This is a genomic window from bacterium, assembly GCA_016703265.1.
Lineage (GTDB): Bacteria > Krumholzibacteriota > Krumholzibacteriia > LZORAL124-64-63 > LZORAL124-64-63 > CAINDZ01.
In genome coordinates this window covers 83,822-99,258 of record JADJCK010000001.1, presented here as the reverse complement: position 1 = coordinate 99,258, position 15,437 = coordinate 83,822, and the positions used below count along the sequence as shown (strand labels likewise).

11 protein-coding genes and 1 pseudogene are annotated in these 15,437 nt (G+C 68.9%); 1 reads left to right on the top strand and 11 read right to left on the bottom strand.

The genetic code is table 11. The features are described 5' to 3' along the window. Positions 1-39 precede the first annotated feature (39 nt). Entirely contained in the window at positions 40-834 is a 795-nt protein-coding gene (locus IPG61_00440; protein ID MBK6732573.1) for a class I SAM-dependent methyltransferase, read from the bottom strand. Next, positions 827-2,617 (bottom strand): L-aspartate oxidase, encoded by a 1,791-nt coding sequence (gene nadB / locus IPG61_00435; GenBank protein ID MBK6732572.1) that lies wholly within the window; start codon positions 2,615-2,617, stop codon positions 827-829. Before nadB ends, IPG61_00440 begins: the two co-directional genes overlap by 8 nt. A 34-nt stretch (positions 2,618-2,651) precedes the next feature. Between nadB and IPG61_00430 the strand changes: the two genes are divergently transcribed. Further along, positions 2,652-3,233 carry a hypothetical protein gene (locus tag IPG61_00430; GenBank protein ID MBK6732571.1) on the top strand — a complete coding sequence of 194 codons (582 nt, stop codon included), beginning with the start codon at positions 2,652-2,654 and terminating at the stop codon, positions 3,231-3,233. Here the strand turns inward: IPG61_00430 and IPG61_00425 are convergent. The 9 genes and pseudogenes from IPG61_00425 to IPG61_00385 all read right to left on the bottom strand — a co-directional run bounded on the left by IPG61_00425 (position 3,230) and on the right by IPG61_00385 (position 15,293). Then, entirely contained in the window at positions 3,230-4,309 is a 1,080-nt protein-coding gene (locus IPG61_00425) for a tetraacyldisaccharide 4'-kinase (GenBank protein ID MBK6732570.1), read from the bottom strand. The genes IPG61_00430 and IPG61_00425 overlap by 4 nt on opposite strands. Next, positions 4,306-4,917 (bottom strand): DUF374 domain-containing protein, encoded by a 612-nt coding sequence (locus tag IPG61_00420; protein ID MBK6732569.1) that lies wholly within the window; start codon positions 4,915-4,917, stop codon positions 4,306-4,308. The genes IPG61_00425 and IPG61_00420 overlap by 4 nt, the downstream gene beginning before the upstream one ends. A 1-nt stretch (position 4,918) precedes the next feature. Beyond that, the gene (lpxB, locus tag IPG61_00415) at positions 4,919-6,100 is read right to left on the bottom strand and encodes a lipid-A-disaccharide synthase (protein ID MBK6732568.1); all 1,182 of its coding nucleotides are present in this window, start codon (positions 6,098-6,100) and stop codon (positions 4,919-4,921) included. 31 nt (positions 6,101-6,131) lie between these two features. Then, positions 6,132-6,938, bottom strand: coding sequence for an acyl-ACP--UDP-N-acetylglucosamine O-acyltransferase (lpxA, locus tag IPG61_00410; protein ID MBK6732567.1), 807 nt, complete (start codon positions 6,936-6,938; stop codon positions 6,132-6,134). Between the two features lie 40 nt (positions 6,939-6,978). Further along, positions 6,979-8,292: a UDP-3-O-[3-hydroxymyristoyl] N-acetylglucosamine deacetylase gene (lpxC, locus tag IPG61_00405; protein ID MBK6732566.1), complete on the bottom strand. Its 1,314-nt coding sequence runs from the start codon at positions 8,290-8,292 to the stop codon at positions 6,979-6,981. Positions 8,293-8,295: 3 nt separating this feature from the next. Further along, positions 8,296-9,381: a UDP-3-O-(3-hydroxymyristoyl)glucosamine N-acyltransferase gene (lpxD, locus tag IPG61_00400; protein MBK6732565.1), complete on the bottom strand. Its 1,086-nt coding sequence runs from the start codon at positions 9,379-9,381 to the stop codon at positions 8,296-8,298. 177 nt (positions 9,382-9,558) lie between these two features. Then, positions 9,559-10,086 (bottom strand): OmpH family outer membrane protein, encoded by a 528-nt coding sequence (locus IPG61_00395; GenBank protein ID MBK6732564.1) that lies wholly within the window; start codon positions 10,084-10,086, stop codon positions 9,559-9,561. A 38-nt stretch (positions 10,087-10,124) separates the two neighbouring features. Further along, positions 10,125-12,491, bottom strand: a complete 2,367-nt coding sequence (bamA, locus tag IPG61_00390) for an outer membrane protein assembly factor BamA (GenBank protein MBK6732563.1) — start codon at positions 12,489-12,491, stop codon at positions 10,125-10,127. 336 nt (positions 12,492-12,827) lie between these two features. Beyond that, positions 12,828-15,293: pseudogene (locus IPG61_00385) on the bottom strand (ATP-dependent Clp protease ATP-binding subunit). Positions 15,294-15,437: the final 144 nt, after the last annotated feature.

Sequence of the window (15,437 nt, the reverse complement as noted above, 5' to 3'; positions counted from 1 at the left end):
CCGCGAGCGGCGCACCTGCTGTCCAGCCGAGGCTCACGATCAACAACCCTTCCGATAAGCCAGGAGCCAGCGAGGCCCGTCGCCGAGCGGAGCGCCGTCGTAGTCACCGGCCGCGCCCACGCGGTGCAGGCCCGCATTGCGGGCCATCTGGTCAAGGTCTTCCAGCGTGTACAGCCGGACCCGCTCGGAGTACTCAACACCGTCCGGCCCCACGCCGAGTTCCCCGGCTTCCCCGCCGCGCCCCGGGAGCCCGGTCAGGCGCACGTCCTTGACCACGGCCCCCGCCTCCAGCCGCCGCGTTTCGGTCACCGCCAGCGGTCCGGCGACGCGCGACCGCGCGAGCGCCCCTCCGGCCAGTTCCGCGCGGACCCGTTCGGCGTTCAGGAAATCGAGGAACCAGTGCCCGCCCGGCGCCGACACGCGCGCGATCTCGCGGATGACCGCGGCGTCCCCGCCGGCACCGTCCGCCGCCGTTTCGCCAAAATACCCGAAGGCCGTGAACAGCGACAGGACCGCGCCGAACGCACCGTCGCCGAAGGGCAATCGACGCATGTCCGCACAGACGAGGCCCGCCCCGGGCCCGCGTGCACGCGCAGCCCGCAGCAGGGCCAGCGAGAGGTCGAGCCCGGCTACGGGCAGTCCCTGCGACCGCAACCGGGCGAGATGACGACCGTCGCCGCAGCCGAGAGCGAGCAGTGGGCGTCCTTCCGCGTTCCCGAGCGGTGCCAGGCGCGCCAGCGTATCCACGCAGCGGCGCGCCTCGTCGTCGTCACGATGGCTGTAGAGACAGGGATAGAATGCGCCGAAGGCGACCCCGTACCACGGCTCAGCCACGGTCCGGCTCCGGTGCTTCCCAGCAGACTTCGCCGCCCAACGCCTGGCCGCGCCGGATCACCGAGTCGACGGCCTCTTCAAGGCGCTGCGGATGGTCGAGCGTGAAATGCAGGCCGCGGCTCTCCGGTCGCGACAACGCGCAGATGACGATGAGCTCGCCGAGGAGCGCGATGTTCGCGAGCTCGGCCAGCTCCGGCGTCGGCGCCGACCGCCGACGCACCGATTCCACCGTGCGCCGGATCGCACGGACCCGTCCGAGCGCGATTTCCAGCCGCTCGCGGTCGCGCACGATGCCGACGTAGTCCCACATGATGCGCCGCAGTTCGTCCCAGTCGTGCTCGACGACGACGGCCGGCGCCCCATGCCCGCCGGTGCGGGGCGCAAGGACTGCGGAAGCCGCCTCGGCCGGCGCCTGCGCCCCGAACAGACGCGGCTCCGTGGCCACGGCGCCGGCGGCCCGTTCCGCGAAATAGACGGCTTCGAGCAGTGAATTGCTGGCCAGCCGGTTGGCTCCGTGGATGCCGGTGCACGCGGCTTCGCCGATCGCGAAGAGCCCCGGCAGCGTGGTGCGCGCGTCCAGGTCGGTTGTCACGCCGCCGCACATGTAGTGGGCGGCGGGCACCACGGGCACGGGTTCGCCCGCCATATCGATGCCGTAGCGCCGGCACGCAGCCACCAGGTTCGGGAAGCGCTGTTCGACCATCGCACGGTCCAGGTGCCTCAGGTCCAGGTAGACACAGGGCTCGCCGCTGCCCTTCATTTCCTGGTCTATTGCCCGCGCTACGGCATCGCGCGGCGCCAGGTCGGCCTGCGGATGATGCCGCGCCATGAAGCGTACGCCGCGATGATTGATGAGCACCGCGCCTTCGCCGCGCACGGCCTCGCTGATGAGGAAACTCTTGGCCTCGGCGTGGTAGAGGCAGGTGGGATGGAACTGGACGAACTCGAGGTTGCGCAGTTCGGCGCCGGCACGGAAGGCCATCGCCAGGCCGTCGCCGGTCGCGATGTCGGGATTGCTCGTGTAGAGATAGACCTTGCCGCAGCCGCCCGTGGCCAGCACCACGGCATCGGCCAGGTGCAGCACGACCCGGCGCGTGCGTCGGTCGAGCACGCGCGCGCCGACGATGCGCTCGCCCGCTTCGGCGGTCAACCCGACCTCGCGGCCGCGCACCAGTTCAAGGCCCATGTGGTCCTCGTCCACGCTGATGTTCGCGTGCGCCGTGCAGGCGGCGAGAAGGCGCTCCTCGATCTCGCGCCCGGTCAGGTCGCGGCAGTGCAGCACCCTGCGCTGCGTGTGGCCTCCCTCACGTCCGAGCGCGAAGTCGCCGCTCCCCGCTTCCCGGCTGAAGTCCACCCCGTAGCTGAGCAGCCGTTCGATCAGGTGCGGCCCCGCCTCGACCATCTTCCGGACCACGCCCTCACGGCAGAGCCCGTCGCCGGCGGCCAGGGTATCCTGAACATGGGTTTCAAAATCGTCGAGGGGCGAGACCGCGGCGGCAATGCCGCCCTGGGCGTAATTGGTGCTGCTTTCGCGGCTTTCCTTCTTGGTTACCACGCGCACCGGCCCCCCGGACGCCGCCAACAGGGCGAATTGCAAGCCTGCAATGCCCGAACCGATCACCAGGCAACGGCTGACGACGGTCTCGCGGGAAGATGCGGATACCACGGGTAACCACCGGGAAGGGAGGGAACTGGCCCGGAAACCGCTGGGAACATGCACGATGATTGCGCTAAAGGCCCGCGGCCGGCGGACGATCACACTAGCGCCGTGGAAGATAAACATTCCGGCGGATGTCTGTCCACCAGGAGGATGAAACGTGAAATCCCGTGTCCTGTTCGCCCTGATCGCGGCGGCGCTGCTCGTGAACGGCTGCTCGTCGAACAATAACAACGAATGGCAGCGGGTCGTCTGCTCCGTGCAGTCGATCAACGGCGGCGCGCCCATCGTCTCGGCCGCACTGAACACCGGCTCGGACGCCACCAACCCGACGGACGACTTCGTGCCGCTGGACATCGTGAACGTCCTGTTCTGGGCGCGCCCCGGCAACACGATGTTCACGATCCCCGAGGAAGGCGCCTACAGTTCGTTCATCATCACGTCCTATGACGCGACCTGGACCCCTGGCGCCGGCGCCCCGGCCGAGCTGGTCGACTACAACGTGACGCGCGGCCTGCTCAGCGCGCGCGTGCCCATCAATGACGAGTTCCTGGTGGCGTTCGTGATCGCGCCGCAGCAGATGAAGCAGGAACCCTGGTATCCTGACCCGGCCGGCTCGACCGTCTTCATGGCCAACCTCGACCTGGTCTTCTACGGCCACGAGGAAGGCAGCGAGCACGAGGTCGCGATCCCGGCCGGCACCACGGTGACCTTCCTGGGCGCGGTCGCCGAGAACGACTAGCCGGGCGAAGTTCCGCGGCGGAGGACATCCAGGCGCTCCCGGACCAGTTCCGGGAGCGCCTTGTCGCCTGTCCACGACACCTGCATTTCCAGCACGGCCAGCGGCGGACGACGTCCCCAGAGCGGCGCCAGCTTCACCTTGTCCTTCGCCGTGGTGACGACCAGGTCGGCTCCAGCCTCATCGAGCAGCCTGTCGATGCGCGCCAGGCAGCGCCCGTCATAGCGCTCGTGGTCGCGGCAGCGGATCGCCAGGGCCCCGGGCCGGCCCAGCAGGCGCACCGCCTCGGCCTCGAAGGCTGCGGGGCGTGCGATTCCCGACAGCAGCACGGGCGCGCCGGACCCTGCGGGCTCCGGCACCTGCAGGCGATAGCTGCGGGTGAATCCTGCCATGGCAACGCCGGGTGGTCCGGCCGGCAGCGGCGAACCCATCTCCACCAGCCAGACGCCGGCACGACCCGCGCCGCGCACGGACTCGCGCCAATGGCCGAACGGCGCCACCGCCCCGGTCCGTGGTTCAAGGCGCAGCGCCCGGCGCTCCCCGGATGTCCGCCAATCGTCGAGGATGAGTACGTCCAGGTGGCGGCCGACGCCGGCGGTCTGGTGGCCGTCCTCGAGCACGATGATGTCCAGAGCAGCAGCCTGCGCAGCCAGCCAGGCGACGCCGAGGGCCCGCCGCCGCGACTGCACCACGCGCCAGCCGCTGCCGTCCAGCAGCCCGGCCAGCAGGCGCGCCTCGTCGCCCGCTCCCGGGGTGGATGCGGACACGGCCACGGGTCCCGGCAGCGGCGAGCCGTAGCCGCGGGTGACGATGGCGCCCCGCAGGCCGGCTGCCGCCAGGTCGAGGGCCAGTTGTGCGGTCACCGGTGTCTTGCCCGTGCCGCCGAGGGCCAGGTTGCCGATCGAGAGCACCAGGGGCGGCCCGCCCGGCGCCGGTCGACGCGTGGCCTGTCGGGCCTGCCAGCGGTCGACGATCGCCGTCAGCAGCAGACCGGCCCCCGTGGGCGCCGAGCCCGCACGCGCCTGCCAGCGGGCTGTCAGGGCCCGTACCGCAGGATGGCGCAGGTCGACGATCCTCATCCGCCCTGCCCCTCCGTCGCGAAGAACGCGAGCAGGCGACCGCGCAACCGGGCCGCCTGCTCCTCGGGACTCCCCTCGCCGGCGGCAAGGGGCTCTCCCACACGCATCAGGACGCGGCTGCCGGGCAGCGGCACCACGGTCCGGTCCCAGGTCCGCAGCCGCATGGCGCGCGACGGCTCGGCGACCAGGGGCACCACGGGCCTGCCTGTCAGGCGCGCCAGGTGCGCCACCCCGTCGCGGATCTCGCCATAGGGCCCCTTGGGGCCGTCGACGGCGATGCCGACGGCCGCGCCCGCATCCAGCTTGCGCCGCAGCTCGACGAGCGCGCGGCCGCCGCCCTCGCCCGTGGCGCCACGCACGAACTGGAAGCTCGAGCCGCGCAGGGCGTGCACGAGGATGGCGCCGTCCTCGCTGCCGCTGACCAGCAGGCAGGGGCGCGCAGGCTCCACGAACAGCAGGCAGGGCAGGATGTCGCGATGCAGGCAGGCATAAATGACCGGACCGCCCGTGCCGGCGGCGAGCACGTCAGGCGGCGAAAGCCGCACGGTGCGGCGCAGCAATCGCCACAGGGCCGGGGCGGCTGCCAGCTTGAGGGGCTGCGGGCCCATCTCAGGGCCTTCCCGCCGCTCGAGCACCCCGGTCGAGCATGACCATGGCGGCATCAGCTGCGCGCTCCCAGGCGCCGGGTGCGCCGCACAACTGGCGCAATCGACGCACCTCGCCGTAGTACGCCTGACGATCGGCCGGGCGGGCCAGCCACCTCAGCAGTTCGCGGGCCAGGGGCAGCGGGCTCGCTTCGTCCTGGAGGTGTTCGCGCACAACACGCTTGTCGAGGATGAGGTTCGCCAGGCCGATGTGCGGCGATTTCACGAGCCGGCGCCCGAGAAAGGCGGTGACCCTGCCCGTGCGGTAGACGATCTCGTGCGGGACGCCGGCCAGCGCCACTTCGAGGCTGGCCGTGCCGCTGCAGACGAGCGCCAGGTCCAGGCGCGGCATCAGATCCCGCAACGGCTCCGTCGTCATCTCCGCGGCCGAAGTGAAGAGTGTCTCCACGCGTGACCGGTCCACACCCGGCGCCAGGCTGAGGATGAAGCGAACCTCGCGGCCCGCCATGTGCGCCGTGATCGCCTGGCTGGTCACCTTGAGCACCGGCAGGAGCGCTTCCAGTTCCTGGCGCCGGCTGCCGGGCAGCAGGCCGATGGTCAGCGGCCCGTCACGGTGATTGAGTCGCTCCTCGCGCCGCGTCAACCCGGGCTCGAAGGCGAAGCGGTTCCCGTAGTCATCCATCAGCGGGTGGCCGAGCGGCTCGACGTCGAAGCCCAGGTTGCGGAAGAAGGCGGTCTCGAACGGCAGGATGGTGCCGAGGCGGTCGACCCGCCGCCGGAACGACGCCGCGCGCCAGCCGCCCCAGGCCCACAATTGCGGGGCCACGAGCCAGAACACCGGCACGCCGCGGCGGTGCGCGCCCGCGGCCAGGTGCCCGTTGAATCCGGGAAAATCGATCGGGAGGAACAGGTCGACGGCGCCGTTGGCCAGGTGCCGGTCGAGGCGTCTGCGCGCCTCCAGCAGCGCCGGCAGCGCGCGGGCCACCTCGCCCACGCCCATCACCGCCACGGCTGCCGACGGCTGGATGATCTCGACGCCCGCCGCCTCGAGCAGCGGCCCGCCGAGCGCGGTGAAGCGCAGGTCGGGATCGCGCCGGCGCAGGGCTGCGACAACGCGCGCCCCGTAGCGGTCGCCGCTGGCCTCGCCGCACGAGAGGAAGACATGACGAGGGGCCGCACGGCTCAAGGCTCGATCCTCCAGGCCGCCTGCGGCCGCGTCAGCGGACGATGCCCCGGTCCGAGCGCCTGATGAAGGCCATCAGGTCCTCGATGTGCTGCGTCAGCTGGCAGTCGGCGGCAATGCGCTCGAGTGCCTGCGTGACGTTGAGACCCGACCGGTAGAGCAGGCGGTAGGCCTTCTTGAGGTTCTGCAGGTCCTCGTCCGAGAAACCGCCGCGCTTGAGGCCGATGGCGTTGATGCCCGCCACCTCGATCGGGTTGCCGGCCACCTTGATGAACGGCGGCACATCCTGCGGCAGGCGACTGGCGCCGCCGACGAACGAGAAGGCGCCCACGCGCACGAACTGGTGCACGGGCGTCATGCCGCCGAGGATCGCGTGGCTCTCGATCTCGACATGCCCGGCAAGATTCACGGCGTTGGCCAGCACGGTGTGGTCGTGCACGCGGCAGTTGTGCGCGATGTGCACGTACGCCATCAGCAGGTTGTCGCTGCCGACCCGCGTGCTGGCGCCCTCACCCGTCGCGGGATGGATCGTGCAGTACTCACGGATGTCGTTGTTGTCGCCGATCTCCACATAGGAGACTTCACCGTGGTACTTCTTGTCCTGCGGTTCGCAGCCGATGGCCGCGCCGTGGAAGATGCGGTTGCCGCTGCCGATGATCACGTGTCCGGTGAGCAGCACCGACGAGCCGATCACGCAGTCCGGGCCGATGACCACGTTGGGTCCGATGATCGCGTAGGGCCCGACCTTCACGTTGTGCCCGAGGCGCGCACCGGCATCGACCACCGCCGTGGGGTGGATCTCGGGGGCGTTCACCGGGCGCAGGCCGGCGGTCTTGTTCATCTTTACCGGGTCCATCCCTCTCCTCCTTCGGGTCCGCGGCTCAGGCATCTACGATGGTAGACATGAGCTCCGCTTCGGCAACAAGCGTCTCGCCGACCCAGGCAGTCCCCCGCATCTTGCAGAGCGTACCGCGCAATTTGAGCAGTTCCAACTCGAAACGCAACTGATCTCCCGGCAAAACCGACTGCCGGAAGCGGGCCGCATCGATGCCGCTGAAATAAACCAGTTTCCCTCGCGGATCCTCGACGCTGCTCAGGAGCAGCACGCCCCCGACCTGCGCCATGGCCTCGATGATCAACACCCCGGGCATGATCGGGTGCCCCGGGAAGTGGCCCTGGAAGAAGGGCTCGTTGATGGAGACGTTCTTCAGGCCCACCACCCGCTTGCCCGGCTCGAGCTCGGTGATGCGGTCCACCAGCAGGAACGGGTAGCGGTGCGGCATGATCGCCATGATCGAGGCGATATCCCAGTGTTTCGGTTCGCGTGGCGGGTAGATCCGCGGCATGCGCCGTTCGGTCTTCGCCAGCAGGCGCGTGAACTCGACGTTCGCCGCGTGGCCGGACAGCCGTGCGTGCACGTGTCCCTGCAGCGGCATGCCCAGCAGCGCCAGGTCACCGAGCAGGTCGAGGATCTTGTGCCGGACGCACTCGTCCGCGAAACGCACCGACTGCCCGCCCTCGAGCACGCCGTCGTTGTAGACCAGCGCGTTCTCGAGGCTGCCACCGAGAGCCAGCCCCTGGCGGCGCAGGCCCTCCACGTCGCGCATCAGGGCGAAGGTACGCGCCGGGGCGATCTCCTTGCGGAAGATCCACGGCCTCACTTCGAACGAGGCCGATTGCTTCCCGATCAACGGTTCGTCGTACTCGATCTCGAAGCTGACCCGGAAGTCGTCGGCGGGCACCACGCTCAACGACGCTTCACCCAGCGTGAGCGACGCCGGCCGCGTGATCTTGTGGTACGTCGCAGGCAGGCCCTGGTCGCGCAGGCCGGCCCGATCCAGCATCTCGACGTACGGCAGGCTGCTCGCGCAACCCATGACGGGCGGCTCGCCGCCTTCCAGCCGGATCACGCAGTTGGTCACGCCCATGCCGTACAGCGCCGCCAGCACGTGCTCCACCGTGTGCACCGTGACGCCCTCGTGCTGCAGCGTCGTGGCGCGCACCAGGTCGGCGGCCGCCACCGCGTGCTCGACCAGTGCCGGGATGCGGGTGTCGCCGCCCGGACCGGGAACGACGAAGACCAGGCCCGTATTCACGGGGGCCGGCTGGAACGTCATGCGCGCAGGGGCGCCCGAATGCAGGCCGACCCCTTCGATCGTCACTTCCGAATCGACGGTGCGCTGGAGCCAGAGCAACGTTCACTTCTCCCGGTTCGGTTGGTCGTTCTGGTCGTTCCGGGCGTCCTGTCCCGCCCCGGGCGCCGGACTGCCGGTCAGCCGGTGTTCCAGCGACCGCAGCCGGCCGAGGGCCGCCGGCAGCCGTCGCATGGCTGCCGTGATACGGAACGATTCCTGGAAATCGAGTGCCGGGTAGCCGAACACCGTGGCACCCTTCGGCACGTCCTTGATCACGCCGGCCTGGGCCCCGATGCGCGCACCGTCGCCGATCGTCAGGTGGTCGGCGATGCCGACCTGCCCGCCGGTGATCACACCGTCGCCGAGGACGCAGCTGCCCGCAATGCCCGTCTGCGCACTGAGGGCGCAGCTGCGCCCGATGTGGACGTTGTGCGCCACGTGCACCTGGTTGTCCAGCTTCGACCCGGCCCCGATGACCGTGCGGCCGGTCGTGGCCCTGTCGATCGTCACCAGGGCGCCGAGTTCGACGTCATCGCCCACTTCGACGATGCCCACCTGCGGGATCTTCAGCTGGCCCCTGGGCCCGGGCAGGTAGCCGAAGCCGTCGGCCCCGATCACCGTGCCTGCGTGCACGATCACGCGCTCGCCCAGCCGGCAGCCTTCGCGCACCGTGACGTGCGCATGCAGCACACAATCGCGGCCCAGCCGCGCGTCGCAACCGACCGTCACATGCGGGCCCAGCCGACACCCCGAGCCGACCTCGGCGCCGGCGCCGATCACGCAGTACGGCCCGACGGAAGCCGCGCCGACCGAAGCCGTCGGATGCACCACTGCGGTCGGGTGCACGCCCGGGGGATACAGGCGGTCCGGGTCCGGCAGCAGGCGCGCCAGGAAGCGCGCGAAGGCCTCGTAGGGCCGGTCGACCTCGATCGCGGGCCGGTCGAGAGCCAGTCCCGGCGGCACGAGAAAGGCGCCGGCGGCACTGCGCTGCGCCTCCCCCAGCCGGTCGGCGCCGGTCACGAAGCTCAAGTCATCCGGACCGGCGTCCGCGAGGGAGGCCGCGCCGGTGACGTGCGGATCCGCTCCCGGGCGAAGATGCCCGCCCAGTAGTGCCGCCACTTCGCTCAACCGCAACGGCGTCCAAGCCACCTTCCCGGTCCTCCTTCCAACGAGCCCTCCGAGTATTCCTTCCAACAAGACGATCCTTCCAGCCGCCCCCGCCGTCCGGGCGGGGGGCTAACGCTTCGGAACAAGACCTTTGCCAATTTCCCAGCCTGCGGCCGAACTGTCAACCCCCAACCGTGCCCGGCGGGGGTCCCGCGGCAGCTACTTGTCGCCGCGGACGAGGGCCTGCAGGACATCGTTGGTCAGGTCGAATTCGGGGTTCACGTAGAGAACGGAAACGGCCGCCGAGTCGAGGATCAGCCCGTAGTTGCGCTCCTTGCCCAAACGCTCGACGATCGTTTTGACCTGGTCGAGGATCGGCTGGATCCGCGTCTTGTACTCGGCCTCGGCACGCTGGTCGATCGTCTCGCGGAACTGGAAGTACTCGGCGCGCTGGCGCTCGAACTGCTGGGTCTTGGTCGCGAGCGCTTCCTGGCCGAGCAGCAGCTTCTGGCTGTCGATCTCTTCCATCAGCGCCGTCAGGGCCTTTTCCTTGTCGGCCACTTCGCGCTCGAGCTCCTTGATGAACTTCTGGTACTGCTCCTGGGCGTCGCGCGCCGCCTCGTATTCCTCGGCGATCCGCTGCGAGTCGATGATCGCCAGGGGCCGGGGATCGGCCGCCTGCGCGACCGTCGCCGCCAGCAGGAAGCCCGCCACCAGGGCCAGGCGCGTCATCTTGGTCCGCTTCATTGCATGCCTCCGTCGCCGACCCTGCCTAGGGCCACCGTCTAGAAGAAGTTGCCGATCGTGAAGTGTGGCTCCCAGGCCGGACCACCGGCCCGGTCGAAGCCGTAACCGTAGTCGAACCCGATATTGCCCATCATGGGAACCTCGACCCGGATGCCGAACCCGGCGCCCTTGCGCAGGTCGCCCAGGTCGGCCTGGGAGAAGCTGTTCCAGACATCCCCCATGTCCAGGAAAGTGAGCAAATGGACGGCCGGGGTCAAGGGATAGAGGATCTCCGTGTTGAAGATCGAGAAGCACCTGCCGCCGATGAAGCTCGGGTTGCCGCGCGGCACCACCTCGAGGTCCTTGTAGCCGCGCAGCGGCAGGCGCCGGTTGCCGCCCAGCCGGTAGCGCTCCCAGTCCGGCACGCCGTCGGCCGAATTGAGACCGTGGATCAGGCCGAAGAACCCGCGCAGGTGCAGCGCGAAACCGCCGGGCAGCTTGTTGTAGAACGAGTGCTGGAGCATATGCTCCTGGAACTCGATCCGGCCGCCGAGCGGGCCGCCGGCGTACTCGAAGGTGTAGCTCGTCTTCGAACCCTGGGTCGGGAAGAACGGGCTGTCGGTCGAGTTCCGGTTGAACGACACCTGGATGCTGCTCTTGGACTGCGGCCAGTCGATGCGGTCGAGACGCTGCCACGGCAGGTCGCTGGTGCCGAGCGACCGCTCGAGGTCGTCCAGGTACTTCACGTACGAGGCGCTGAAGTTGTCGAGCCGGGTCTGCGACCATTCGTAGCGCAGGCCCACGCGGCTGAACCGGGTGCCCGGGATGCGCCGCCCGAGCCGCGCATTGAACCCGCGAACGCGGCTCTCGTAGAAGTCGTCGTAGTTGTACTGGAAGCGGTCGAAAATATCGACGCCCACCAGCGTCGGCGTCCCGCGGAACCAGGGCTCGGTGAAGCTGATGTCCAGGTAGCGCCGCCGCGTGCCGAACTGCCAGGTGAAGCCGAGGTTCTGGCCCTTGCCGCGGAAATTGGTCTCCGCCACCTGGATGAAGCCGCTGGCCGCCGTCTCAGCGCTGTAGGACATGCCGAACATGAACTGGCCGGTCTGCTTCTCCTTGACCTTCAGGTCCATGTCGACGTCGCCGTCGGGTGTCGGCTGGATGTCCGGCTGCACGTCCTCGAAGAATCCCGTCTGGAAGATGTCGCGCATCGTCGAACGGATTCTCGTGTTGCTGAAGGTGTCGCCCGGGAAAATGGTCAGTTCACGCAGGATCACGTTGTCGTGCGTCTTGGTGTTGCCCGACACGGTGATGTCGCGGATGTTCGCCGGCCGTCCCTCGAGGAAGCTGAACGTGACGTTGACGTTGCGGCCGTCCAGTTCGCGCTTGGGCTCGACCGTGATGTAGATGTAGCCCTGGTCGGCGTAGACCTGCTGCAGGTCGTCGAGCGTCTGGAGGTACTCGTCCTCCTTGAAGACCCGGCCCTTCTGGAGCAGGACGCGGTCGGCAACGGCCAGGTCGTCGAGCACCGTATTGCCCTGCCAGCGCACGTCGCCGACGAAGTACTGCTCGCCCTCGCTCACCTCGACGACAATGTCCAGGCGCTCGCGATCCTCGCGGAAATTGAGCTGCGTGCCGGTAACCGTGGCATCCAGGTAGCCCTGGTTGCGACACCAGGTGACCAGGCGCTCCTGGTCCTCCTCGAACTGCTTTTTCTTGAACGAGCCGCTGCGCAGGAACCCGGTGGTGCCCTGCTTCATCGCCCCGCGCAAGTCGTCTTCCTTCAGGTTGACGAGCCCGGTGAAGGAGATGCTCTCCACCTTCACCTGACGCCCCTCGACCAGGGTAACGACCAGGTCCTGCATGTTGCTGCCGTCGACACGCGTCGAGTCGGTGTGCGCCTCGATGTTGTAGTAGCCCTTCTCGTAATAAAGGTCGCGCAGCGGCTGCAGGTCGCGACGGACGGCGGCGGGATTCGAGAACTGGCCGATGGTGACCGGGAAGGCCTCGCGCAGGTCTTTCTCCTTCACCTTGTCGTTGCCGCGGAAGGTGACGCTGCGCACCCGCGGGAACTCGCGCAGGTTGATGACCAGGCGCACGCCGTCGGGCTCGTCCTGCCGGTAGACGAAGACGTCGGCGAACTTGCCGGTGGCGAAAAGCTTGCGGATGGCCTCGCTGGCCAGGTCGGTCGTCATGACCGCGCCTTCGGACAGGCCCGACCACGCCAGGACCTGGCGGGGCCCGACGGTCAGTGCGCCGACAACGTCGATGGCCTTGATCGTCGTCGCGGCTTCAGTCGCAGCGGGCATGCCCGCAGCCGGCACTGCCTCCTCGGCAGCGATCGACACGGCAGCCGGCAGCGACAGCACGCAGGCCAGCACCAGTGCCAGCAGCCGTGGGCGCGCGGAAGCGAACAAGTCTGGCAAGGGGCTCCCCATCGTCGGGTTGGCGGATTCGGCGGCGGCAGTCTAGCACCGTGCGCCGCGGTCCACAATGTGCAAGCACGCGCGGCGGGCCGGAAAGCGGCTCGGCGGCGTGGCGCGGCTCCGTCCGGGACCAGGGTTTCCCGACCATGCGCCAGAGCGGCTACAACCCGCGGCGCCGGTGCAAGTTCCCGCGCAATGGACGCCCAAGATAGGGGACGCCGGGCGTGGCCCAAAGCCCAAATCGCGTCCGGGGGCAAAACGGCGGCGGCGCCCCGTTCGGGAGCGCCGCCGCCCGGACCGTTCGCGGCAGCCCTGGCTGCCGTTGATCGCAGGCGATCAGCCCGTCTTCACCTCTTCGCGCGGCTCGGCCTTGAACGAAAGCTTGCCGCTCTGGACGCCGATGACCATGCGGCTCTTGCTGGCCACCTCGCCCCTCAGCAGCTTCTCGCTGAGCGGGTCCTCCACGTGCTTCTGGATGGCGCGGCGCAGCGGCCGGGCGCCCATCTGGGGATCGTAGCCGACGTCGCAGAGGAAGTCCTTGCAGGCCTTCGTGAAGTCGAACTCGATCTCCAGGTTGCGGAGGCGGTGGCTGACGTCGGCCAGCAGGATGTCCACGATCCGCGAGATATCCTCGCGGTCCAGCGCCTTGAAGGTGATGATCTCGTCGATGCGGTTGAGGAACTCCGGGCTGAACGTCTTCCGCAGGTCGGAGTCGATGTTTCCCTGCACGCGCTGGTTGTTGTGGGCGTCCTCGTCCGAGCCGAAGCCGACGCCGCGCACACCGTGCGTCTTCCGGCTGCCCACGTTGCTGGTCATGATGACCACGGCGTTCCGGAAACTGACGATGCGCCCGAAGCTGTCGGTCAACTGCCCGTCGTCGAGCACCTGGAGCAGGATGTTGTAGACATCCGGGTGCGCCTTCTCGATCTCGTCTAGCAGGATCACCGAATACGGCTTGCGGCGCACCTTCTCGGTCAGCATGCCGCCCTCGTCGTAGCCGACGTACCCCGGAGGGGCACCGACCAGCCGGCTCACGGAGTGCTTTTCCATGTACTCGGACATGTCCACGCGGATCAGCGAGGTCTGGTCGCCGAACAGGAACTCGGTCAACCGGCGCGCAACCTCGGTCTTGCCGACGCCGCTGGGCCCGAGGAAGATGAACGAACCGATGGGACGCCGCGGGTCGCGCAGTCCGGCGCGATTCCGGCGGATCGCCTTCGAGACGGCGGTCACCGCCTCGTCCTGGCCGATGACCCACTTCCCGAGCTCGTCCTCCATCCGCAGCAGCTTGTTGGTCTCCTCTTCCTCGACCTCCGACACCGGAATGCCGGTGATGTCGGCGATGACCCGGCAGATCATCCGCTGGTCCACCGTGGCGGTGGTCTCGGCGCCGTCGCCGGTCCAGTTCTGCTTGAGGTCCTGGAGCTTCTTCTTGAGCTCCTTCTCCTCGTCGCGGAACGCTGCCGCCCGCTCGAATTCCTGCGCCTGGATCGAGGATTCCTTCTCGGAAATGACACCCTCGATGCGCTTCTCGATCTCGCGAAGGTCGGGCGGCACCACGGCCTGGCTCAGGCGCGCACGGCTGCCCGCCTCGTCGAGCACGTCGATCGCCTTGTCCGGCAGGAAGCGCCCCGAGATGTAGCGGTTCGACAGGAAGACGGCCGCCCGCACGGCGTCGTCGTCGAAGGTCACGCGGTGGTGCGCCTCGTACTTGTCACGCAGGCCGAACAGGATCTGGACGGCCTCCTCCTCGGAAGGCGGGTTCACCGTCACCGGCTGGAAAGCGCCGCTCGAGGGCGCCGTCCTTCTCGATGAACTTGCGGTACTCGTCCATGGTCGTGGCGCCCACGCACTGGATCTGGCCGCGGCTCAGCGCCGGCTTCAGCATGTTCGAGGCGTCGATGGCGCCCTCGGCGCCGCCGGCCCCCACGATCGTGTGAAGCTCGTCGATGAACAGGATCACGTCCGGGTTTTCCTTGATCTCCGCCATGATCTGCTTGAGGCGCTCCTCGAACTGCCCGCGGTACTTGGTACCCGCGACCACACTGGCCAGATCCAGGGAGACGATTTCCTTGTCCCGCAACAGGGCCGGGACGTTCCCTTCGACGATGCGCGTGGCAAACCCCTCGACGATGGCGGTCTTGCCCACGCCGGGTTCACCGATAAGTACGGGGTTGTTCTTCTTGCGGCGGCTCAGGATCTGGATGCAGCGGTCGATCTCGCGCGCGCGACCGATCGTCGGGTCGAGCTTCCCCTCGCGGGCCATGTCGGTCATGTTGCGACCGAACTGCTCGAGGACGGAATTCTCCTTCTTGCGCGCGGTCTTGCGCTTGCGGGCGTCGGCGGCCGCCGGGCCGGCGGTCTCGCCGCTGCCCAGTGCCTTCATAATCTCGCGCTTGACGGTCTCGTGGTCGGCACCGAGTTCGCGGAGCACGCGTGCGGCCACGCCCTCGCCCTCGCGGATCAGCGCCAGCAGCAGGTGTTCCGTGCCCACGTAGTTGTGGTTGTGGAGGCGGGCCTCGTCGATCGACAGCTCGAGCACCTTCTTCGCCCGGGGCGTGAAGGCACCTCGCCGATGCTGACCGGCCCCATGGGCGCCGTCACCGAGTCCTCGATGGCCTTCTGGATGCGGTCGAACTCGAGATTCAAGCGCCGCAGCACGTTGGCGGCCACGCCTTCGCCCTCGCGGATGATGCCGAGCAGGAGATGTTCGGTCCCGATGTAGTCATGCTGGAGCCGGCCCGCTTCGTCCCGGGCCAGGAACAGGACCTTGCGCACTCGCTGGGTAAAACGGTCGTTCATGCCGCGCGCCTCCGTTCGCCGCTGCCGGATACCGTCCGCGGCGGGGTGCGAACCCGCGCGGCCGGATGCTGTTGCAGAATATACTGGACCTGCCGGGTGGACGCTACACCGGCCTCGGCTGACCCGCAGCGGGGTGCAGGCAAG

Bases quoted from the DNA above. Each gene is read 5' to 3' on its own strand.
- nadB (MBK6732572.1), bottom strand. From the start codon at position 2,617: ATGTTTATCTTCCACGGCGCTAGTGTGATCGTCCGCCGGCCGCGGGCC.
- IPG61_00425 (MBK6732570.1), bottom strand. From the start codon at position 4,309: ATGAGGATCGTCGACCTGCGCCATCCTGCGGTACGGGCCCTGACAGCC.
- IPG61_00420 (MBK6732569.1), bottom strand. From the start codon at position 4,917: ATGGGCCCGCAGCCCCTCAAGCTGGCAGCCGCCCCGGCCCTGTGGCGA.
- lpxA (MBK6732567.1), bottom strand. From the start codon at position 6,938: ATGAACAAGACCGCCGGCCTGCGCCCGGTGAACGCCCCCGAGATCCAC.
- IPG61_00395 (MBK6732564.1), bottom strand. From the start codon at position 10,086: ATGAAGCGGACCAAGATGACGCGCCTGGCCCTGGTGGCGGGCTTCCTG.